18 protein-coding genes, 4 pseudogenes and 1 other annotated feature are annotated in these 22109 nt (G+C 59.4%); of the genes and pseudogenes, 4 read left to right on the top strand and 18 right to left on the bottom strand.

Features of this window, described 5'->3' with window-relative positions; translation table 11 throughout:
- Nucleotides 1–224, top strand: a 224-nt coding sequence (locus JW805_21010) for a hypothetical protein (protein ID MBN2974468.1), incomplete at its 5' end; no start/stop codon positions are given.
- 323 nt (nt 225–547) lie between these two features.
- A pseudogene (locus JW805_21005) lies at nt 548–1209 on the top strand (AAA family ATPase).
- 318 nt (nt 1210–1527) lie between these two features.
- Here the strand turns inward: JW805_21005 and JW805_21000 are convergent.
- Nucleotides 1528–1716, bottom strand: a pseudogene (locus JW805_21000) (IS3 family transposase).
- Nucleotides 1717–1824: 108 nt separating this feature from the next.
- On the opposite strand from JW805_21000, the pseudogene JW805_20995 reads away from it, so the two are divergent.
- Both JW805_20995 and JW805_20990 read left to right on the top strand, forming a co-directional pair.
- Nucleotides 1825–2435: pseudogene (locus JW805_20995) on the top strand (IS3 family transposase).
- Nucleotides 2105–2219 (top strand) — a sequence feature (AL1L pseudoknot). Its footprint overlaps the pseudogene before it by 115 nt.
- 76 nt (nt 2436–2511) lie before the next feature.
- Nucleotides 2512–3714, top strand: a pseudogene (locus JW805_20990) (IS256 family transposase).
- 296 nt (nt 3715–4010) lie between these two features.
- Here JW805_20990 and JW805_20985 read toward each other — a convergent pair.
- The 17 genes from JW805_20985 to JW805_20905 form a co-directional block, all read right to left on the bottom strand.
- Entirely contained in the window at nt 4011–4697 is a 687-nt protein-coding gene (locus JW805_20985) for a hypothetical protein (protein ID MBN2974467.1), read from the bottom strand.
- Nucleotides 4698–4744: 47 nt separating this feature from the next.
- Nucleotides 4745–5149 carry a hypothetical protein gene (locus JW805_20980; GenBank protein MBN2974466.1) on the bottom strand — a complete coding sequence of 135 codons (405 nt, stop codon included), beginning with the start codon at nt 5147–5149 and terminating at the stop codon, nt 4745–4747.
- A gap of 22 nt (nt 5150–5171) precedes the next feature.
- Nucleotides 5172–7109 (bottom strand): polysaccharide biosynthesis protein, encoded by a 1938-nt coding sequence (locus tag JW805_20975; protein MBN2974465.1) that lies wholly within the window; start codon nt 7107–7109, stop codon nt 5172–5174.
- 141 nt (nt 7110–7250) lie between these two features.
- The gene (locus JW805_20970) at nt 7251–8720 is read right to left on the bottom strand and encodes an aminotransferase class I/II-fold pyridoxal phosphate-dependent enzyme (protein MBN2974464.1); all 1470 of its coding nucleotides are present in this window, start codon (nt 8718–8720) and stop codon (nt 7251–7253) included.
- A gap of 10 nt (nt 8721–8730) precedes the next feature.
- Entirely contained in the window at nt 8731–9348 is a 618-nt protein-coding gene (locus JW805_20965; protein MBN2974463.1) for a NeuD/PglB/VioB family sugar acetyltransferase, read from the bottom strand.
- The gene (gene neuC, locus JW805_20960) at nt 9338–10459 is read right to left on the bottom strand and encodes a UDP-N-acetylglucosamine 2-epimerase (hydrolyzing) (GenBank protein ID MBN2974462.1); all 1122 of its coding nucleotides are present in this window, start codon (nt 10457–10459) and stop codon (nt 9338–9340) included. The genes JW805_20965 and neuC overlap by 11 nt, the downstream gene beginning before the upstream one ends.
- Nucleotides 10460–10464: 5 nt before the next feature.
- Nucleotides 10465–11496 carry an N-acetylneuraminate synthase gene (neuB, locus tag JW805_20955; protein ID MBN2974461.1) on the bottom strand — a complete coding sequence of 344 codons (1032 nt, stop codon included), beginning with the start codon at nt 11494–11496 and terminating at the stop codon, nt 10465–10467.
- A 39-nt stretch (nt 11497–11535) separates the two neighbouring features.
- Nucleotides 11536–12255 carry an SDR family oxidoreductase gene (locus JW805_20950; GenBank protein ID MBN2974460.1) on the bottom strand — a complete coding sequence of 240 codons (720 nt, stop codon included), beginning with the start codon at nt 12253–12255 and terminating at the stop codon, nt 11536–11538.
- An 80-nt stretch (nt 12256–12335) separates the two neighbouring features.
- Nucleotides 12336–13058, bottom strand: coding sequence for an acylneuraminate cytidylyltransferase family protein (locus tag JW805_20945; protein ID MBN2974459.1), 723 nt, complete (start codon nt 13056–13058; stop codon nt 12336–12338).
- Complete coding sequence (locus JW805_20940; protein MBN2974458.1) at nt 13055–14065, bottom strand: Gfo/Idh/MocA family oxidoreductase; 1011 nt, start codon at nt 14063–14065, stop codon at nt 13055–13057. The genes JW805_20945 and JW805_20940 overlap by 4 nt, the downstream gene beginning before the upstream one ends.
- Complete coding sequence (locus JW805_20935; protein ID MBN2974457.1) at nt 14062–15306, bottom strand: hypothetical protein; 1245 nt, start codon at nt 15304–15306, stop codon at nt 14062–14064. Before JW805_20935 ends, JW805_20940 begins: the two co-directional genes overlap by 4 nt.
- The gene (locus tag JW805_20930; GenBank protein ID MBN2974456.1) at nt 15299–16264 is read right to left on the bottom strand and encodes a hypothetical protein; all 966 of its coding nucleotides are present in this window, start codon (nt 16262–16264) and stop codon (nt 15299–15301) included. Before JW805_20930 ends, JW805_20935 begins: the two co-directional genes overlap by 8 nt.
- Before the next feature lie 40 nt (nt 16265–16304).
- On the bottom strand, nt 16305–17378 hold the full coding sequence (locus JW805_20925; GenBank protein ID MBN2974455.1) for an acyltransferase: 1074 nt from the start codon (nt 17376–17378) through the stop codon (nt 16305–16307).
- 5 nt (nt 17379–17383) lie between these two features.
- A complete protein-coding gene (gene asnB, locus JW805_20920; protein MBN2974454.1) occupies nt 17384–19147 on the bottom strand; it encodes an asparagine synthase (glutamine-hydrolyzing) in 1764 nt (587 codons plus the stop codon).
- A gap of 1 nt (nt 19148) precedes the next feature.
- Nucleotides 19149–19775, bottom strand: a complete 627-nt coding sequence (locus JW805_20915) for a sugar transferase (GenBank protein ID MBN2974453.1) — start codon at nt 19773–19775, stop codon at nt 19149–19151.
- 10 nt (nt 19776–19785) lie between these two features.
- Nucleotides 19786–21261 carry a hypothetical protein gene (locus tag JW805_20910; GenBank protein MBN2974452.1) on the bottom strand — a complete coding sequence of 492 codons (1476 nt, stop codon included), beginning with the start codon at nt 21259–21261 and terminating at the stop codon, nt 19786–19788.
- A gap of 1 nt (nt 21262) precedes the next feature.
- On the bottom strand, nt 21263–22090 hold the full coding sequence (locus tag JW805_20905) for a hypothetical protein (protein MBN2974451.1): 828 nt from the start codon (nt 22088–22090) through the stop codon (nt 21263–21265).
- Nucleotides 22091–22109: the final 19 nt, after the last annotated feature.

Here is a 22109-nt window from a genome sequence, read left to right as displayed (position 1 = left end):
GGGAGGCGGGGTTGTTCTCGTGGCTCAGCAAAGCGCGGCTGCATTATTCCAAGACCCGCACCGCCGAGTTCACTGCGATGAAGGCGAGCCTGAGCGCCCGCGAACTGGCGGTGGTTACGGTGGGCGGATGGCTCAGCCAAGTGCTCGCCCGTCGGGGCGCCGCGCTCGACGCCCAAAAGCATGAGTCTCAACCCGATGCGCAACCGTTCCTCCATGTCTTATGATCCTGCGCAAGCGGACGTCGGCCTCGCTGGCCGACTGCGTTCCGCCTGACCAATCGGTCGGGGAAAAGTCACTCGGCAACCTTCGATCGATTGCCGACGGCCAAGACAGGACGGCTTGGCTCCGCGGTCCAAATGCTTTCGAAGAGACCAAACGGATGGTGCCGCCCTTCGATCATGCCGCAGACATGTTGCATGCTTTGCACGTCGACATGTCGATGGGACTAGCTGTCCAACCGTGATCGGGTTAGGGCGACGACAAGCCGCCTAAACGGCATCGTCGAAATCTCGGCGAGTCGCCATGTAGACATGTAGGAAATTCGATCATGCCGACGATCGCGGTCATCAGCCAGAAGGGCGGGGCGGGCAAGACCACGCTCGCGTTGCACCTGGCCGCCGCGGCGCAGGAAGCGGGCCGCGTCGCGCTGGTCATCGACACCGACCCGCAGGCGACCGCCAGCCAATGGGCCGCCTGGCGTCAGGACGCGCCGCCCGAAGTGATTGACTCACCCCCACCGCGCCTGGCCGCGAAGGTCGCGCAGGCGAGCGGGCAGGGAGCCGAGCTTATCATCATCGACACGCCCCCCACGCCGACAGCGCCGCCCGCGCCGCGGTCGAGGTCGCCGACCTAGTGCTGATCCCGTGCCGCCCGAGCGCGTTCGATCTGGCTGCGATCCAGACGACGGCGAAACTCGTCCAACTGCTGCGCAGACCGGCCTATGTCGTCTTCATCGCCGGCAGCCCAAACGCTCCGCGCATCTATGCCGAAGCGGGCGAGCTGGTCGAAAGCTACGGCACGCCGCCATGCCCGATCCTCCTCCCGACCGCCGCAGCATATCGTCACGCCAGTTCCGAAGGGAAAAGCGTGTTGGAGGCCGAGCCATCGGGCAAGGCGGCCGAGGAAATCCGGCAGATCTACGATTGGACATGTCGACAGGTCGGCCTGCCCACACGTAAGCGCAAAGGAAAGCCACCGCATGAGCCGTAAACCCGCTTCGCCAATCTGCGCGGGACAAGCCCGGCGTTGAAACAGACTGCAGCGGGAACGCCCGGAGCAGGGGAGGCCATCGACAAGACACCCCTAAGCCGTCAGGGACGCAAACAGATCGCCGGCTTCTTCTCGCCTGAAAATGTCCTTTGCCATGCACATGCTGGCGCGCCGCCAAGGACGAAGCCTGCAGGCTCGATGACCGAGCTTTCAACGACGTGCTCAGGAAGCACGGAGAGAGTCCGGTGGGCGATTGAGCAGTGGGGAAGTTAACTAGGCGCGAGATTGATCATTCCCCGTTTTGGCGGACACGCGGGGTTAGCCGGTCATGCGCTGCTCGGCTTGCTCGGGTGTCAGATACCCGAGGGCCGAGTGCATGCGGTGCCGGTTGTAGTATCCTTCAATGTATCCGAACAGCGCCTGTCGGGCTTTTGACTGGGGCGCCCATCGGCATTGATGGACCAGCTCGACCTTGAGGGTGTGGAAGAAGCTCTCCATCGGGGCATTTGGTGACGTGACCCCAGTTTCTTCATCCAGCTGGAACCAGGCTGTAGTGACGATTTGAACCGTGCCGGGTTTATCGGAGGCTCCAACTCCTGAGAAGGTGGAGCCTGTATGAGCAAGACGACGAACAAGTTTGCGCCTGAGGTCCGCGAGCGGGCGGTACGGATGGTGCTGGACACGAGCGCGATCACCCATCGCGATGGGCGGCGGTGGTTTCCATTGCGGAGAAGATCGGGTGCGTGCCGCAGACGCTGCATGAGTGGGTGAAGAAGGCTGAGGTGAACAGCGGCAGGCGCGCTGGCGTTCCGACCGAGGTTGCTGACAAGATGAAGGCGTTGGAGCGCGAAGTCCGTGAGTTGCGCCAAGCCAACGAGATCCTGCGCAAGGCGTCCGCGTATTTTGTCCAGCGGAGCTCGACCGCCCGTTCCGGTGATGCTCGCCTTTATCGATGATCACCGCGATGTCTATGGGTCGAGCCGATCTGCCGCGTCTTGTCGATCGCCCCATCGACGTATTTCGAGCATGTCGCGCAACGACGAAATCCAATGCGCCTGTCGGCGCGGGCGCAGCGGGATCAAGTTCTCAAGCCCGAAGTGGCTCGCGGGTTCGCCAAGAACTTCGCGGTCTACGGCGTCCGCAAGGTCTGGCGGCAGATGATGCGCGAGGGCTTCCCGGTCGCCCGCTGCACCATCGAGCGGCTGATGCGCGATATGGGTCTACAGGTGTGATCCGGGGCAAGCGGGAGTGTCAGGAATTCTGTGCGGGAGGCCATAATGATGGAGAGGAAGGACCATCGATATGGCAATCGACAAGGACGTTCTGGACCAGCTGCTGGCTGGCCGTGACCACAGGAACTGTTTGCGAAGGACGGGCTGCTCGACGAATTGAAGAAGGCGCTTTCGGAGCGCATGCTGTCGGCTGAGCTCAACGATCATCTCGGGAATGAAGGTGCCGACAATCGGCGTAACGTCTCGTAGCGCAAGACGATGCTGACGGGCACGTCGAAGGTGACGCTGGACATTCCGCGCGACCGGGCGGGCACGTTCGACCCGAAGCTCATCGCCAAGTACCAGCGGCCGGTTTCCGGACCTCGATGACAAGATCGTCTCGATGTACGCGCGCGGGATGACGGTGCGCGAGATCCGCGGGCATCTGGAGGAGCTGTACGGCATCGACGTGTCGCCGGACCTGATCTCGACGGTGACCGACGCGGTTCTGGAAACAGTTTCGGAATGGCAGGGCCGCCCGCTCGACACCTGCGATCTCGTCTTTTCGACGCGATCCGGGTAAAGATCCGCGACGAGGGCTTCGTGCGCAACAAGGCGGTATACATCGCGCTTGGCATTTTGCCCGATGGCACCAAGGACATCCTCGGCATCTGGATCGACCAGACCGAGGGCGCCAAATTCTGGCGGTGATGAACGAGCTTGGGAACCGCGGCGTCGCCGACATCCTGATCGCCGTCGTCGATGGCCTGAAGGGATTTCCTGAGGCGATCAACGCAGCCTTCCCGGCGACGGTCGTCCAGACTTCGGCCTTCGCCGGGCAGGCTCTGCATCGTCCACTGCTGCGCAATTCGATGAGCTTTGCGTCGTGGAAGGACCGCAAGCCGATCGCACAGGCACTCCGCAGCGTCTACCGCACCGAGACGGTCGAAGCCGGCCTGGCGGCGCTGGACGCCTTCGAGGCCGTCCCTGGGGCAAGCGGTACCCGGCGATCGCGCAGAGCTGGCGGCGCCATTGGGACCAGGTGATCCGTTCTTTGCCTTCCCCGAGGGCGTCCGCCGGATCATCTACACCACCAACGCCATCGAGGCGCTGAACTCGAAACTGCGAAGGGCTGTGCGGACCCGCGGCCACTTCCCCGGTGACGATGCCGCGATGAAGCTGCTATACATCGTACTCAATACCGCCGCTCAGGAGTAGAAAACGTCCACCCCGCGAGTGGTCCGAGGCAAAGACCCAGTTCGCCGTCATCTTCGGCGAGCGGCTCGTCATCTGATGACGATAACGGCCTCCCGCACAGAATTCCTGCCACTCCCACGGCTGGCCGGCGGAGCGCTGCCCTCCTGCTGCTTGCGCTGCCAGCAACGCAGGCACGATACCTAACTCAGCCGCTATCTCGGCCTGTGTGCGGCTGCTCGTCTCTCACAACACCACAACCTCGCGCTTGAACTCCTCCGTAAAACGACGCTTCGTCGTACTTGCCATCAACACACCTCTTGGCCCGCTGAGCCTATCATGGGTGTCCGTCAAGCCGAGGATGATCAGTCACTTAGAACATACGATAAATGATGTCTATCTATAGGTAAGACAAGCATCACTCAACGATATCTTATTGTCGTTCCCCAAGTTGACTATCTTTGTTGTATTGGTGCAGCTTGTATAGTCGAGATGTACTGAAACGCGTTTGGTAAACTTCCCTAAATAAATAAGATATTTACTTAATCCGCCAGCTTCGACATAGCCCCCGTCCACACGGGAATCCTGCCCATCAACATGAATGACGGCCGCGTCTTCTACCCCATCGGGCCTGGGAACGACATTTTGCAGGATATTGTCGCGCCATACACTTCCGTGCATGTATCGGCTCTCTTGAGACAAAAGATATTGCGCACCCTGAAGGTCATTTCGCTCTATCCTGGTCGCATGAGCGGCCGAGCGCGGACTCAATCGTAAATCGTCCTGAACGATAGCTTTGTAAGCGCCCCAGACACTCGAATCTCTAACAACGTTGAGTTCGCCGCCCGCATAAGATATCAAGCCACTCGGCACTGAACCCAAGACAATACCATAACCCTGGCTATCGTACACGTGCGCCGCTACTTTACGCAGTACTGTACCCTCTGGTAGAGAATTTCCAACGTGCACGCGTTCTATTATGGAGCGACTGATATTCCGAAAATCAATTCCGATCTGAATTCTATCTGCCGTCACTGCATCTCTGGGATGATTCAAGATAACACTAAAATCGGCCAGTCTCACATAATTGACATAGGAATTTTGATGATGAGGGTCGAACTTGCGGCGTATCAGAGATCCCGTTCTGTATGACGCCAAATCCGCAAGGGTTCCACCGCCTGGCACTGCGACGAGCAAAGTCGCTGCGCGCCCGTCTCTAGCAGTTGCGTCCCGGTTCGCAACGACAGGCCGACTTTCGAATTAATGCGGTACACACCAGCCGGAAGATATACGCGAGCATATCGATCAATTGCAGCTTGGATGGCAACGGTATCGTCAGCACGACCATCGCCCTTCGCACCGAACGCTGGCGAGCGCACATCGGCCACACCGTCAACAAAACCGCTCTGATCACGGCTCACAGGCTGTTCAGCCTTTGAAACATCATTACTAAATGACAGCAAAACCGTAGATGTCAGAATGAAGATCATTACTCCAGAAAACATCCGCACGATCTTACTGATGTTAATGGCCAATGAAGTTGCTCGCCAAATCAATCTATAATTCACTATCTACGACGATCGCAGCACGTCTTATTCCTACCCAATCAACAACATCACTGGTCGTGTTATATTCGGGAACAATCCTACAAAGTATTTCCTTGAGCAAGATAGCGTTATCATCATTTATCGCATGCATCATCAACTCAAGTTCATCATTGATTTTGAGCAAGGGTATAAACTGCTCGTTAGCCTTCATGATCCGGGGATGGGATGTCATCTCGGGATTGTCGCCAATCAATAGCTCCTCATAGAGCTTCTCACCAGGGCGCAAGCCGACTTCATGAATCTCGATATCACCGTCGGGATGGTTATGGTCTCTGATTGTCAAGCCGGAAAGTTCCACCATGTTGCGCGCAAGGTCGGCAATGCGCACCGGTTTGCCCATGTCCAAGACGAAAACCTCACCACCATGCGCCATCGCCCCAGCCTGGATGACGAGTTGGGCAGCTTCAGGGATTGTCATGAAATATCGATTGATGTCGCGGTGGGTGATAGTGATCGGGCCGCCTTCCTCGATCTGGCGGCGGAACAGGGGCACAACCGATCCGCTCGATCCTAGGACATTACCGAACCTGACCATGGTGAAGCAAGTGTCGGTAGGCTCCTCCGCCATCGCCTGCAGCACCATTTCGGCAATACGCTTGCTGGCACCCATGATGTTAGTCGGACGAACCGCCTTGTCTGTACTGACGAGAACGAATTTTGCGACCCCGTGGCGATGTGCAGCCCGCGCCGTCGACAAAGTACCGAATACGTTATTCAAGACGCCTTCAGTCGGATTATGTTCGACTAGTGGAACATGCTTGTAGGCCGCTGCATGGTAGATGGTATCGACCCGCCACGTCCTGATAATCTCGTCGATCCGTCGCGTTTCACGCACCGATGCGAGAAGAGGGACGATCGATACTTCGGTGGCGCCTTGGGATAGGGCTGCCTTTTCAAGTTCCTGATTGATGGAATACAGTGAAAACTCGCTGCTTTCGACAAGCAGCAACGTCGCAGGCTGCACCTGCAGAATCTGCCGGCACAGTTCACTTCCGATCGAACCACCAGCCCCTGTCACCAGGACAGTCTTTCGCCTGATATCATGCGCGAGCAGGATCGGGTCCGGTGCCACGACGTTGCGACCGAGCAGGTCCTCGATCTCCAAAGGACGAAGATCTGTCACCTCGACCCGACCACTCGCCAAATCCATCAGTCCTGGAAGCGTTCTAACGCGAATATCCAAGTCGTAGAGCAGTTTCATGATTTGGTTTCGCCGGCTGCGCGGAGCAGACGGCAGCGCCAGCAGCACTTCCTCGATATCGTGCTTGCGGATGAGAGCTGATAATTCGTCGGGTCCATGAATGCGGACGTTGCCCAATCGGCGACCGCGCAGTGTCGGTGCATCGTCTACGAACCCGACAAGCCGAAAAGCACCGCTATAGCTTATCGCACTGGCCAACTGCCGTCCCGATGCACCAGCGCCATAGATCAGAATACTGATCTTCGACTCGTCGCGATGCTGCCGTCGGTATGTGTTGCCAAGCCAATATCCGACGATCGCACGTGAACATCCTATACCCAAGAACAACAGAATAGGTTGGATTAGGCCGATAGTGCGGGGTACGCCCGGCACGCCGACAACTGAAAAGATGAACGCAAATACGACGCCGTAGATCACGACCGAACGCACGATATCGATCAGAACGTTCCAAGTCGCGTGGCGCAGGATGACGCTGTACAAGCCCGAGACGTAAAATATAGGCAGGGCGATCGCCAGGCTGACAAGCGACGCCACATGAAAGCCAGCCGCGAAACCGGAGATTTCTCCAAGGCGCAGGTAGAATGCCAGCCATGCCGAGATCGGACAGATCAGAATGTCCGCAAAGAGCGCCAGAAGCCCCCTTCCGGTATGCGGCATCCGCAACAACGGAGCGATAACCTTACGCATTCTAATCCTTTCGCCCCCGGGCATGCATCGCGCCTGGACGGCACCGATAGTATAGGTTCATGCTTGGGAGGCGGCTCTACAGCGTTTCGCGCAACGGCGAAACAATCCCCGACGCAGACCATATCGTGGCCCTAATGATCGTCATGAGCGTCCGAATGCCGCCCTGATCGACGAGATTGTTCGATCGATCTGTACATCCGACAGGTTCGACCCTGATGGCAGGCACAGGCCGTCATCGAACAGACGGTCAGAAATCGACTGCTCCTCGGCGCTGTAATAGGCTGCACCGGCAAATACGGGTTGCTGATGCATCGGCTTCCACACGGGGCGTGCCTCAATCAGATCCTCCGCGAGATGAAGGCGCAGGCCCTCGCGGCTGATCGGCCCCGCCGGGTCAACGGTACAGGCCGTCAGCCAGCGCGTCCCATGGCTCCACTCCGGTTCAGGCATCCATCTAATCTCCGCTATGTCGGACAGACCATGCTCGTACCGGCTGAACACGTCCCGGCGCGCGCGCACGCGATCACCCAGAACCTTTAGTTGCCCTCGACCGACACCAGCCAGGATGTTGCTCAAACGGTAGTTAAAGCCGATCTGGCTATGCTGGTAATGCGGGGCGGGATCGCGAGCCTGTGTCGCCAGAAATCTAGCGCGCTCGATCAGATGATCGTCGTTCGACAGTAGCATGCCACCGCCCGATGTCGTAATAATCTTATTTCCGTTAAAGGAGAAGACGGTGAGCAATCCGAAAGAACCGCTCGCGCGACCTTTGTAGGTCGCACCAAGTGATTCCGCTGCGTCCTCGACGATAGGAACGCCGTGCGCGTCGCAAATAGTCTTGATCGGATCAATATTAGCGCTTTGGCCGTACAAGTTGACCACGATCACAGCCTTGGGCAACCAGTCTTCGGCCTTCGCTGCGGCGAATGCGCGTTCGAGAGCGATAGGCGACATGTTCCAGCTTTCGGCCTCGGAATCGATGAAGACCGGGGTCGCTCCCTGATAGACAATGGGGTTGGCGCTGGCGGCAAAGGTCAGTGTCGAGCAGAAGACGCGATCGCCGGGGCCGACGTCGAGCAGCCGCAAGGCCAGATGGAGCGCGGCAGTCCCCGAAGAAACCGCTGCGGCATGTCCCATCCCAACCAATTCGGCCAATTCCTGCTCGAAAGCATCGACATGGGGGCCGAGAGGAGCAATCCAATTCGTACGGAAAGCCTCTTCGACGAAGGCCTGTTCGGTATCACCCATATGCGGGGTTGACAGAAGGATCTGGCTGTCGACCTCACGGCGATCCAGCAGGCTTGCGACGGTTCCATTGGGCCGGATCACCGGCATGTGATTGATGGAATGTTCGTTCATGAGCGCCAGAGCTTGCCGGCGCGTGGTGTTCTCATCGATCGTGAGCGAGTGGAACGACGCGAGTTGCCGAAGGTCGTCATCAAGCGACCGACCGGCAAGAAGCTCGCGGCGCAGGTCGCCGTCGGTGATCGTTCGTTCAAAACGACCGTCTCCGTCGACTAGGAGCAACAGCCCTTTGCCTCCGGCATTCATCCGTTCCAGCGCGTGGCGCAAAGATACAGAACGGGTCACAAAGATCGCTTCTATGTCCACGCGCAAACCTTCAATTCTTACGAGCCAAGGCGAAGATTACCTTCTCATTCGGGGCCACGTCACGAACGATCGTGGCACCGGCGGCGATAATGGCGGCATCGCCGATATGGACACCCGGCAGGATTGTCGCTCCCGCTCCAATCAGGACCGCTACGCCGATACGGACACCCCCACATAGTGTCGAGTTCGGTGCGATATGCGAAAAATCGCCGACTTCGCAATCATGGTCGATAATCGCACCATGATTTACGATAACGCTATCGCCGACGCCCGTATCTGGCGCGATCACAGCCCGCGCAGCCACGAAGCTGCCTGCACCGATTGCCGCCGATGCGGATACTACGGCCGCCGGATGGATGACCGACGTTGGAATTGCGCCAGCTTCGACCAGCGCCTTCTGGAGTGACCTGCGATGCAACGCGTTCCCGATCGCGATATGAAAGGGAATGCCCCGTTGCGTCGCGATCGCCGGCCGAGCCTCCACTACAGTGTTCATCACGACCTGGCCGACGCAGCGCGGATCGTCGTCACAAAGACGTACGGCGCGCGGGGTCGTCAACGCTAATGCATCCAGAACGACCTTGGAATGCCCGCCTGCGCCGATTACTAAAAGCGGTTCAATAGGCATTAGATTTCCATGTCACGCCTTGGAGCGGCAGAGTCGCGAGCAGCGCGGCGATGCGTTCGTCCGATGCGCCGTCGCCATAGATGTTAGCTGTTGGAAAGCGCGTGCCGCTAGCGACAGTTGCAATCGCCGCGTCGATGGCTTCGGGAGTGGAGGCAGCGTCGATCACATTGCCGTTGCGTTGCCGCAGGTTCTGCCTAGGACCGACGTTGATTACAGGCGTGCCGAACGTCGCAGCCTCAATGATGCCGGAACTGGAATTGCCAATCATCAGGTCGACCACCGCCATCCAATTGATAAACAGCGATCGCGTAAGGTGGGTTTTCACGACGAGGCCAGGCTGACCCGTACGGGCGTCCAGTTCCGTGCGGATACGGTCGCCGCCGCTGTCCGAGTTCGGCTTGAGCGCGATCGTCTGGAAACCGCGCGCGACCAAAGACTCAAGAATGGCTCCCGCGATCGTGCCTGCCATATAGGCTTCCTGGAGGACGGCGTGGTACGCGAACAACGCGATCGGGCGTGACGGGTCGAACCCAACCTCTGCCGCCAACTCGTTTTTCGATCGCATGACGGCATCGCCAAGACCAACCAGCCCAGGCGCGCCGACGGTCAGGACGGCGTCGGCGTGCTCGCCCATACGGCGCAAGCGTTCCGCGGATTCTTCGGTCGCGGCAAAGTGATAGTGCGCCAATTTCGAAATCGCATGGCGGATCGGTTCGTCGACGGTCCCCGACCGCTCCCCCCCGTGGATATGCACAATCGGCAGGTCCAAATGTATCGCCGCGATGGCCCCGGCGAGCATTTCTCCCCGATCGCCGAGCAGTAGCACGATATCCGGTCGCCCACGCTCCATCGCGTCGGTAAAGCCCGAAATCATGCGCGATATGCCGCGAGCCATCTCGGCACCGCCGCTCGTCCCCTCTCCGGAGGGAAATTTCGCGACGATGTCAAACCCGTCCGCCGCAATCTCGTCCACCGTTTTGCCATAGGCTGGTTCGAGGTGCATGCCCGTCACCAATATTCCGAGTCGTAGGTCAGGATGACGATCAATCGCCTGAAGGACCGCACGCATCAGACCGTAATCTGCTCGCGTGCCCGAGACGTACCAGATCAATCGGCTCATTCTATATCCGACCATTGCAACGTCATTCCGGCGTCGATCGCATGACGGGCTCGCTTGCCGACGACGGCTCCACTGTCGCGCGGAAGGATTCCGGTTCCAGGGCGCAGTAGACCGATATCTTCCGGTGTTATGTAGGCGCCGGCGGGAATCGGTCGCAGGGTCGTCACGCTTCGCCGAACCAGCGATCGCACGGGCAATTCGGATTCCGTCGGACGCTTGTTTGGCGATCCCAATGCCATTTCTACCGCACGGATCTGGTCCACCATGGTGGTCAGTTCCGCAATTGTCAGCGATGCGCGATGGTCCGGACCGGGCAGGTCGCGATCAGTGGTGAAATGCTTTTCGATGACGACCGCGCCCAAGGCGACAGCCGCGGTTGAAACAGCGACACCCAAGCTATGGTCCGAGTAGCCGATCGGAAGTCCGGTTGCCTGCCCAATCTTGGCCATGGCGCGCAGATTCACGTCAGCATAGGCGGCGGGATAGTTGGACGTGCAGTGCAGGATCGTCAGGTCCTCGCCCCCGATGGGCGCCTGTCCGCTGTCCGCGCGCGCTTGTCCGATGACTTCGACCGCTCGCGTGATCTCGTCCATGTCCGCCATTCCGGTCGACAGGACGAGCGGTCGCCCATATCGCGCCAGATGGGCCAGGAACGGCTCGTTGGTAATCTCGCCCGAAGGAATCTTGAACCGCCGCATGCCTAGCTGGGCGAGGAAATCGGCGGACTCCCTGTCGAACGGTGTCGACATGAACTCGATCCCCAGTTCACCGCATCGGCGAAACAGCCCTTCATGAAGGGCGAGCGGCAACTCGAGCGATTTCAACAGCGCATGCTGGTCGCTGGTTCCGGTTTGCCGCTGTTGATAGTCAGCCGTCGCCGCGCCTTGACGGACTAGCCGGTCGGCAGAGAAGGTCTGGAACTTGACCGCATCGGCACCGCTTCCGGCCGCGGCTTCGACCAATGCATATGCAAGTTCTTCTCGACCATTATGATTGACGCCAGCTTCGGCGATAATAAAGGTTTTCACGGCGTTCTGGGCGCTCCAGGATCACAAAACACCGCGCCTCTACCATGCGGACCATCCGCCATCCACCATGATGTTCTGGCCCGTCATCCATGCTGACAGATCACTCGCCAAGAACAATATGACGCCCTTGAAATCCTCTTCGGTGCCCATCCGACCCAAAGGTGTCCGTCGGACGTAACGTTCGACGAAACTGTCGGCCTGCCCCCGTGCAAGGCCACCCGGACTGACGCTGTTGACGCGGACCGCCGGTGCGAGCGACGTCGAAAGCCAGCGGGTTAACTGCAGGAGCCCGCCCTTGCTTGCGGCATAGCCGCCGGGATTTCCCATCCGGGTGCCAGCGTACAGATCGAGGTCAGGGCCGAGGATGCCGTAGATCGATCCCACGTTGACGATCGTGCCGCGACCACTTTGCCGCAACAGCGGGGTGAATGCCTGGGCGAGATGGAATGGGGCGGTGAGGTTGACCTCGACCGCACGACGCCAGGTCGTCAGGCTTTGCTCCTCGAACGGGACGGCCCAACCCTCTAGCTGGTTGGTTCCCACGAACCCCGCATTGTTGACGAGGATATCGAGTTGCCCGATATCGCCGACGACACGCTCGATCATTCGAATCCGCTGCGCTTCATCCTCAAGGTCGGCGGGAATTATGTGGATCGGCAGCCCAGCCTCGCCCAGCGGAGCGGCAGTGTCGGATAGGGCCGCCTGATCCTGGTCGACCAAGATGAGGCCGCAGCCTTGTTCGGCAAGCGCCCCTGCCATGGCCCGACCGATATGCCCAGCCCCGCCGGTTATAAGAGCGATCCTGCCTGTCAAATCGCTCAACTGTGCTATGGTGCGCATCAAATTCCTATCGGGTCCCAGCCGTTTCCGGCATTTTGCTCTGCTAGATATTGCGCGACCGCGAAATCGAACGGCGTGTCTATGTCCAGTGCGCGCTCCGGCGGAATTTCGACGACGCGCATCCGACCGTCAAAGAGGCCGGCACGTGACATCACGAAGTCGGGCCGTACCGCATAGGCGACCGTCGTCATGTCGTACACGACCGGTGCGTCCTGTCGCCGCGTCACGTCCCCCTGGGGCTGGATGACCAGTCGCGCGATACCGTCCGGATCCAGGCTGACCATGTTGAAATAAGGGCTGCGTTCCGCCTTCTTGACGGTGGCTACAACGTCGGTCCGCGGGTCGCGGCGCAGGATGTCGATGCAGGCTTCCACGTCGTCCACGGCGCGAAATGGCGAGGTCGCGGGCAGGCTGACGAAAATATCGAAGTCGTCGCGATGTCGCCGCACCCATTCGATGGCGTGACGCCACGCCATCCATTCCGATGCAGTATCGGAAGCCAGCGCGGGGGGACGGAGAAACGGAACCTCAGCACCAAGATCGAGCGCGACCTGTGCGATTTCCTCGTCGTCGGTCGATACGATGACTTCGTCCAAGGATGGACAGGCGCGCGCGACCCGGATGGCATGGCCAATCAGCGGCACTCCGCCAAGCGCCCGCACGTTCTTGCGCGGCACCCCCTTCGAGCCTCCGCGGGCGAAGATGAAGGCGCGCGCTTTCATGCGTAAGGCTCCACTTCAAGGAGTGATATGGACCGACCGATCGTCAGCGATCGGGCGGCGGCCGAGATGATCCGCATGACGTCGATGCCGTCGGACAGCGGAATAGAAACGGGCCACCCGTCTTCGATCGCGCCGAGGAAGTCGGTGAGTTCGTCCAAATACATCCGGTTGCGATCAGGCAACGGGGATTCCACGACGCGACGTCCACCATCCATGGCCTCGACGATATGGCGATCCCGCAGCGCTTCCCAAACGATGGTCCCGCCGGATCCGATGAACTTGCAGGTGCGAGCGACCGGCCTCTGCAGAAAATCCAGATGCACCGACACTAGGCGCCGCGGCTCGGCATATTCGAGGCAGATGTCGACGCAGTCCTCGACATCCATCTCGAGATCGGAATAGCGCCCCCCGCGGCAGGTCACCCACGCCGGCATTCCGAACAGCCAGTAGAGATAGTCGATCTCGTGGCTCAGTTCCAAGATCGGCCCGCCGCCCAGCGCCCGTCGGGCGGACACGCCCTGGCGGTAGTCCGCATTTGATCGCCAGTCCGGAAGATATTGTCCGACCTCCGCGCGCACCGCCAGCACCTTGCCGATCGCACCGCCCAGCAGGTCCTGCCTGAGCGCGTTCAGCGAAGGGTTGAACCGCAGGTTGTAGCCGACCATCACTGGTATCGCGCCCCGCGCCGCGACAGCCGCCAGTTCGTCCAGGCCGATTATATCGTGCGAAAGCGGCTTCTCGATGAAGACCGGAATGCCCTGTTCGACAAAGGCCCGAGCGAGCCGGACATGGGTCGGCGCGGGTCCGGCGAGAATCACCCCGTCGGGGCGAAGCGCCAGCGCCGCCTCGACCGAGGTGACCTCGCCGTCGCAGCCGTCACAGGTGACGGGGGCGCTTTCGGGGCGCCGCAAGGCAGTGATCCGGGCATCCGGGCGCAGGATTCGGAGATTGCGCAAATGGCGCTGCCCGATGCTGCCCAGGCTGGCGACGACGAAATGACGAGTCATCGCCTCAGTCCGGCGATCTCGTCGGCCACGCGCCCAGCCGCATCGAACGTGATGCCGACACGAGCGGGATCGCGCAATCCCGTCGCGAAGGCGTCGACGATGCGGGCCTTCAAATCTTCCGGGCCGGTCGCTGCGGTCGCATAGCCCATATCGGCCAAGGGAAGGTCGCGGGAGAAGATCGAGCGCATGACCTGGACCACTGGAATTCCTAGCAAGCCTGCTTCCACCCCAACGGTAGAACTGCACGTCACGACGCAGTCCGCCGCGCACAACAGGTCGTCCAGCGGCTCGCTCGCCGTGCCGTAACGCAGCCTGTCGCCCGTCACCGCCGGGCCGCGATCCTCGCTCGGATGAAGCCGCATTACAAGGTACACATTCGACGCATCGGCGAAACCTTGCGCCAGTTCCGTCTCAATCCGTGCCGGCAGGCTGGGATCACCACGGACGCCAGAAAAAGGGTGAAGCTGCGGTTCGGGCTGCGAAATCCAGACGATCAGTCGGTCGCCATCGCGCAATCCCAGTGCCGCACGATGACGCGCACGCACGGTGTGCCGGTCGAGCAGGCCCAGCCTGTCGAACGCCGGATTGCCCGTGACCCGGACCGCAGCGGGATCTGCGCCTCGCGTGCGAAAACGCTCGGCGATCGTTTCATTGAGAACACAGACGCGGTCGGCATATCCGGGCGCCGCACACCATTCGATCTCGAAGGCTGCGTACAGGTCGACCAGACACAGCGACGCGATCCCCGCGGAGCCGGCTGCACTCAACGCCGCCTGTTCCGAGCGAGGCGAATTAGTCGCCACCAAAACGCGCGGCCGGACAGCTGCGAACAGCCGGTCGAAGAAATCAAGCGGACGGAAGCTCTGGCGGTTGAACCTGTCGTAGCGTCGTTGCGCTTCCTCGGCGCCATACATCCTCTCCAGCGCGATATATCCCGCCCCAAGATAGGCGGCGGTTTCCGTTGCAGATACGGCACCATGCCGTGGCTGCCCCGCCGCTAGGCGTTCGCCGGTCTTCACGGCATGTTCATAGCCCGGGACGCGGCCGACAAGATCGGCCATGCCCAGCGGCTCCAGCGAATGACGCGCGAAATAGGACGCCGCCGTCGTCAGTCCGAGGATCGAGAAGGGGACGCCGCGACGCTCCAACTCCTTCGCCACCGGTGCCAGCGAAGCCGCATGGCCACCGCCATAAGACACGAACAAAACTCGGTCGCGCAACGCATCGAGAATGTCAGCCAATGGTCCGCTCCACGGGCTCAGGGCGCCAGGGCAGCGGGCGCCCTGCCATGAGCAAAAGAACCGGAACAAGCAGCGAAACGAAACCCAGCCCTTCCAGAAACACAGATGGGACCGCCGCCAGCAGGATCGCAGCGTAGCCACGATAGCGACGCATCCGTATCGACACAAACAACAAGAGCATCGCTAGTACGGCGAGTGCTATATAGGCAAAAAAGCGCACAAAATTTCCTTCCTGCAAAGAAACAAAAATCGTGCTACGGGAAATAATCGCGCTGATTCCTGACGCGCCATATACCGTTGAATTATATCCTGCTCTCTGTTCATTAAATCCGATATACTTATCGCCAACAGATATCAACAAAGATATAGCTAACGTAGAGGCATATAGATACAACGCGAACGACCTTCGGCGATAATTCCGAACCAAAAGTAGTGTAATAATCAAATTACTAAGAACAACTCCCGAGCTTAACGTCGACAGAAATAAAGAAGGCAAAAGATAAAGATATGCCTTTCCGCGAAATATAAACATCAGCAGATATGCTACGGATACAATGACCAGCGCAGTTCTGGGACTAAAAACTAAAATCGATAAAGGAAGTGCAAAAACAAAAAAACCTCTCTTTGCGTTGGCGAACTCCTTGACAATCGGCAAATACATTAGAAGTATTAAAAATGAGGTGGATCCAACTCCAAAAATATCTTCAACACTGACAAAAATATAAGCGATCAATGCTCGAGCGGAGTGAATCCATAACAGGGGCTCTAATTTAAATATCGAGTTTCCGCCGGAAAAATAATTCCAGATATAGGTAACTTGAATGGTAAACCCATCAAGAAGATCGTTCGATAGAAAAGTGCGACCGATCGACTGCGCATAGATTGCGCATGCCACCGATAGAATAAGGTAGCTTGCAAAGATGTTTGTCCGCCACATCCGGGCAATAGTCGATGCCATGAAAAGTTGTGGCGGTATCGAGTTAAGGGCAGGATTCATATTACCAGCCCGCCGCTTTGATCCGTCGTTGCAGTGGCTTGTCGATCATATAATCGATAAGCACTGCGACTATGATTGCTCCAAGCAGGATTAGGCTAAAAAATATTGAGTTTGCTGGAAGAAGACGGGCCGCCAGGAAGAAGAATAGGGGGTGTATCAGGTACAGGGGATAGCTAGCACCGCCGCTTAGGGAGGCAATCAGCGACAGGCGACCGATCCGGATCCGTGACGTAGCGATAACTAGTAGAATCGACAGGGGTACTAGCGCGAGCCGTCGCAATCCAGTCACGGCCGCCAGTTCATCCACTCCGATGGATAGAAGCACCACAACCAGTAGAATGGCGGCGACGAGAGCCAGCCCGACAATATCCTTGATCGGCGCACGATCGCGCAGTTTCAATGCGGCAAAAGCCCCAGTCGCAAAGAAGACAAGGTGGTTAGCGGGACCGACGTAGAGCCGCCATCCTTGTTCAAGCGTTTCAAGGCCCCCCAGACGGCTGCTAGTCCATGCGGTAAGGAAAATCGAGAACGTCACAACGATTTTCATGTGTTGACGTAACAGCAGCAGAATCGGGAAGACGACGTAGAACACAACCTCGACACCGATGCTCCATCCACCGATGACGGGCGTCTGCGCCGGATCAATGAACCCGAACACCAGCGTCAGGTTAGCCGCGATAGCATAAATGTCAGGAACGTCTTTCCCGCTCAGAAGCTTGCCCGCCAGCGATGCCAGCACCACTGCCATGAACAGTGGTGCCAGACGACCAACGCGACGCCGCCCGTACCGCAGAAGCGCGCTCGCTGTGACCATGTCTCCGAAACGATCGCCATAGCCGTGGGCAAGGCTGAAGCCGCTCAGGACGAAAAACACCGACACACCGTAGGTGCCGCAGATCGCCAGAAAGCCTTCGAACGCAGACGGGAACTGAAGACCGCCCCATGAATGATAATGAAAAACCGCAACCGCCAGTGCACACAGCCCACGTAACAAATCCAGCGAATCTAGGCGCGTGACCGCAGGATAGGTCGCGCCGGTAGCCGGCTCCGCGTCGGATGCGGCGACGGTCGCCATAGTCGTCATGGCAGCCAGTGATCGATCGCGATGAGGCTGCGCAACTCACGGGTATTGTTGGCACTTCCCGAGATATGGTCTTCCAGAAGCGTGCGCAGATGATCGGCGTCGAACAGCGCGCTTCGTTGCGCCAGTCGTTCGATATGCTCGCGACAATATCCGCTCAGACGGCCACGAAACCAGTCTCCGACCGGTACGGTAAACATCTGTTTCTTGCGATAGGCCAGGTCGTCTCCGATCAGTGGTGCCGCAGCTTGTTTATAGAGATATTTGGTGATCCCGTCCTTCAACTTGAGGTCACCGGGCATCCGAAACGCAAATTCCATCATGCGGTAGTCGAGAAACGGCGTCCGCGCCTCTATCGAAACGGCCATGCCCATACGATCCGGCTTGACCAGGTTGTTGCCGCTCAACAGCAGCTGCATGTCGAGATAGAGTGCCTGGTTGATTCGGTCCTGATGCGGCACGTGATCGAACCAGGACCGCGCGATATCGAAGGAATCGATGCTTGCGACCTGTTGGCGGATCTCCGGATCCAGCAGGGCCAGTTTGCGATCGTCGTCGAACAGTGAGATACTGCTGAAATAGCGCCGCTGGAACGTTTCGTCATCAAGCGTCGCGACGTCTGGCTGCGCGAAGAATGCGGCGTATTTATCGTATCCGGCGAAGAGTTCGTCGCCGCCATCGCCGGTCAGCACCACCGTCACATGGTCGGCGGCCAGTTCCGATACGCGATAGGTAGGAAGGAAAGAAATGTCACCATGCGGTTGATCGCAGTGATGCACCGCTATCGGCCATAAGGCCAGCATGTCGGGGTTGACGCGCCGCATGACATGCTCCGTCCCGAATCGGCGCGCAGCCGCTTCGGCGAAGGGGGATTCGTCGTAGCGTGGATCGTCGAAACCGATGCAAAACGTCTTGATGGGTTCGGCGGCGTGACGCGCCATCATCCCGACGATCGTGCTGGAATCGACGCCGCCCGACAGGAAGGCGCCGAACGGCACGTCCGAACGCATCCGGATGCGGACGGCATCGTCCAGGATCGCAATGAATTCGTCGATCCAGTCGGTTTCTGGACGGTCGTGAACCGGCGCGGTCTTCGCCAGATCCCACCAGCGCCAGTTCCGCGTTCCGGACCTGGTGACCTTCATTACATGGCCCGGCATCACGTGACGTACGCCGGCGTGCATTGTGTACGGTGCGGGAACGTAATTGAACGTTAGAAAATGATGCAGCGCCTCGACGTCGAGAGTAGCCGACCCTGGCAATGCGGGTGTGATCGCCTTGATTTCCGACCCGAACACCATCCTGCGCCCGTCGTCAGCCACGTACAGCGGCTTGACCCCTATGCGGTCGCGAACAAGATAGACCGCCCCCTCGCGCCGGTCGAGAATGGCGATTGCGAACATGCCGTTCAGCTTGTCAAGGAACGCCAACCCCTCGCGTTCATACAGACGCAACAGCACCTCGGTATCCGAATGGGTACGGCAGGCATAAGGCGTGCCCGCCAAGTCGGCGGCCAGTTCAACATGGTTGAAGATCTCGCCGTTCTGGACGACGACGATCTGCCCGTCATCCGACACAAAAGGCTGATGCCCGCCCTGGATGTCGATGACCGATAGCCTCTGATTGCCCAGTGCGATGCCGGCCTCGCTATAGATACCGTGGTCATCGGGTCCGCGATGGCGGATGGCGTTGCCCATCGCGCGGATCGCGTCCTGCGGGAGGCTTTCGCCCGAACGATCGAAATAGCCGAATATGCCACACACGTTAGTTACCCGTCTTTCCCGTTAGCTGACGAACCGTCATCAGGATGATTTTGAGGTCGAGCGCGACTGAGGCCTCCCGCGCATACGAAAGATCCAGTTCCTTACGCGCCTCCGCCGTCGCAACAGAACGCGACACGGCCTGTGCCAGCCCCGTGATACCGGGCCGCACCGAATGCCGCAGCCGCCATTCGTCCGGAGCATAAAGATGCTCCTGCGCGGGTACGTCCGGGCGGGGGCCAACGATGCTCATGTCGCCGCGCAACACGTTCAACAGCTGCGGCAACTCGTCCAGACTGGTCCGGCGAATGAAGCGACCGATCGGCGTGATTCGTGCATCGCCGGTCGCCGTCGCATATCCGCCGACGCGGTCGGCATCGATGACCATGCTCCGGAACTTGAACATTCGGAATGTCCGGCAACCGCGCCCCACGCGTATCTGTCGATACAAGGCTGGGCCGCCGTCATGCCGCCGTACGGCGAACGCCACCAGTCCCATCGGGATCGCCAGTGCGACAAGCGCGGCGGCGGCAAGCAGGACGTCGAGCGCTCGCTTCCCCAATACCCAGACGAGACCGCGGTCAGGATATTCGTCTTCGGGTGACGGATCCGGATGTCTGCCGGTAATCATGGGAGCTTCGTCAACGACGCGCGACCGATACGGACGTGCCGATGGCCGCCGCGAAGCCGGCAACGCCTAAGGCAATTGCTACGACACCTTTTTCCCGGTCGAAAAAGAACGCGATACCTCCAAAAATCATCGCTACCACCAGACCAAAGCCGATCGCCTTCAGAGACTGGTGGTCGATTATTCCAGCGCGGCCCCACAAGCATATTCCTGCCCGCCTGGCAAGAAACCACGCCAGCGTAGCTTGCGATCCCGTCACCGCGGCCATTAGCAACGGCCCCGACGATGCCAGCAGTCCGGGAACGGCAAGTACGACCAGAACGCCGATCGACGCCCCCGTTGAGCGCAAGACTTCTGAGGTCCTCATCTGCGCATTTAGGCTCGCCATGGCCAAGCTGCTGATGGCCACGAAAGGCACGCCGATCAGGATGATGCGCGTCAGTTCCGCGATCTGCACGACATCCCGCTCGTCGATCGCGCCACGCAGGAAGACGAGAGCCGCGACTGGCTCGGCGAGCAGTTCGCCGAAGAACACGACCATGATTGCCAGCAACAGCGACAGTCGAAGTCCGCTGCGCAGCGTGTCGCGAGCATCGTCCTCCCGCCCTTCGGCATAATGGCCACTCAGTCTGGTGAGCGCGACCGTACTGATCGTCGTGATCAATATACCCAGTGGGAGCTCCACCAGCTTCTGTGCATAGTTGAACGCCGCGACATTGCCCGTACCCAGAAGCGAGGCCGCTGCACGGACAAGAGCCGGGGGAATAAGCGTTAGGCTGCTCGCGGCGATTCCGGCAGCCAGTGCCAGCGAGAAAGCGCGATCGAAGCGGGTGAATCCCCTCCCCCGAACTAGCGCTGATCGTGGCAAGGCGGCGATCTGCGACATGAGCCTGATCGTCGCACCGGCAAGGATCGCGCCTGTCAGAACCAGCAAGCTATCCTCTCCGGCCCATCCGACTAGGGCCGCGATGACTACGAGATTGAAGATTAAAGTTCCGAGGCCCGCGATGAAAAAGCGTTCGCGTGCGTTGAGGTACGCCGCCGTGATGCCGGACAGGGCCGTCAACGGGATCGAAAGCGCCATTAGGGTCATTGCGCCCCTACCAGCCACCCCGGCCGGATGGGATAGGCCAGGAGCGAAGATTGCGAAGACGCCCGTCGGCCAGATGGCGATGATCAGGGCCAGAAGCCCGAACGCAGACGTCACCCACAAGCAGGCGTTCCAAAACAATTCTGCCGCCGCTTCCGCCGGCAAGGCGCGCAGCCGGGGAACGAGTGCTGCACTCAGCCCGCCCGACAGGAGTAGGTTCACCAGCAGGTCGGGCACAGTCAGAAGCACGACGGCGATATCCGCCTGCGTCGAGATGCCGAACCGCGATGCCAGAATTAGCTCACGCCCCAACCCTGACAATCGACCTGCCATGAGCGCGGTCGCGAGTAGTCCGCTGGCACCTAGCGTGATCGATCGGACACGGGTCAGCGAAGGCATCTCAGTTATTCGGAAGCGAGCGCCGAGCCCTTATGTCGGCGATTCGCTGCCACGCCTCGATCCGGTTCTTCTCAATCGCGTCGCTCGACGCCTGCTGCCAGTCACGCTCGATTTCCCGCAGTAGCGCGACTTCAGCCGCGAAATCCATTTCGGCGCGGATCGCCTCAACGTTGTCGTGCTGGCGATGGAATGTGCGCGACAGGATGGCAGCCGACGAACCGAGCCGGACATGCTCGCCAATCAGCAGTCGTGCCGGCAACAGCCCTTCATCGGCGCGAGCCAGGCCGCCGATCCCGAACGGTTTGCCAGCCTTTGTCAATTCGGTCGCCATCGCATCGACCAAGCCTAGAGGAAACGGCTCGAACATAAAGTTCAGTCTCAGATCCAAGCTAAGATCATTAAGGCCGATATGAAACTCGTCGACGCCAGGGATCGATACCAACTCGCCAATTACCTGCATGGCAGCGCGCGTTTCGACTAGCAGGCACAGACGGCATCGTCCGGCAATCATGTCCGCGAATTGGCAGGCTTCGGACGTCGTCCGGAACATCGGTAGCATGATGATATCGGCACCGGATTCGACCGTCAGATCAATTTCCTGCTGCGATCCTTCATGGAGTGGATTGAGGCGGACCATCAGTTCCTTATCGGGAACTGCAGCGCGGACGAGGCGGACATCATCAATGTGATGTCGGCTGATTACTGTATTGAGATGTCCCTGTCGCTCGACTTTGCCGATCAGTTCGAGATCAACGAAAATGCGATCGGCACCGTTGTCCGAAACAAAACGCGCGAGAACAGGAGAATTCGTAATAAAGAAAAAGCGCACGGGTCCACGCCTGTTTTAT

It is taken from the genome of Roseomonas aeriglobus, assembly GCA_016937575.1.
Classification (GTDB): Bacteria; Pseudomonadota; Alphaproteobacteria; order Sphingomonadales; family Sphingomonadaceae; genus Sphingomonas; species Sphingomonas aerigloba.
This window is presented reverse-complemented; position numbering and strand designations above follow the sequence as displayed.